The following is a 675-nucleotide window of genomic DNA, read 5'->3' as shown; positions in this document are numbered from 1 at the left end:
TAATATTCTATAACAGGACCCTGGTTACTTACAATGATTGAAACTTTATGGTCTTTCCAAAAAGGCTCTTTGTAAACAACACCAGCTTTAATTGATTCCTGCATCCAGGTATGGGTGTTTCTGGCTTCTGTGAAAAATGGTTCCGGAAGTTCAGGCGAAAACTTTACTAAATTTACCAGGAGAGCCGGCGGGATACAGCAGATGGTTTTTTTAGCTGAAAGAGTTTGTTTATTTGTTTTGATGTAAACCTGTTCGTCTTTAATAAAAATTTGCTCTACCTGCTCATTATAGGATATCTCTTCAGCAGTAAAGAAATTTGAGAGAGCCTGGATTAACTTACTGGTTCCACCTACAATCCTGAAACTTGGATCCTGCGGCGGAAGTTCTATACGTTGTGATAAGGAAGAAGGTGAAGCTTCAAAAATTGCAGATCCTGCCATAGCCTGTTTAAAATCCGGAAGTTTTAATTCCTTCAAAAGCTCTATCAAATTTTGATGTTGATTTCCAAACCAGGTAGCACCCATTTCCAATGGAACGCCATCGGTTCCCAAAACAGTGTTTATTCTTCCTCCCGCTCTGTCTCTGGCCTCCAATATTTTAATTGCAACTCCTGCTTTCTTCAACCTGTAAGCGGCCACAAGTCCAGAAAGACCGGCCCCTATAATAACTACAGGT

The 675-nt window shown here is 40.3% G+C and carries 1 protein-coding gene; it reads right to left on the bottom strand.

The window, feature by feature from the left end; genetic code table 11:
- Positions 1 to 675, bottom strand: a 675-nt coding sequence (locus LB467_RS18670; protein WP_224475662.1) for a flavin monoamine oxidase family protein, incomplete at both ends; no start/stop codon positions are given.

This window comes from Salegentibacter tibetensis (assembly GCF_020164485.1).
Lineage (GTDB): Bacteria > Bacteroidota > Bacteroidia > Flavobacteriales > Flavobacteriaceae > Salegentibacter > Salegentibacter tibetensis.
This window is presented reverse-complemented; position numbering and strand designations above follow the sequence as displayed.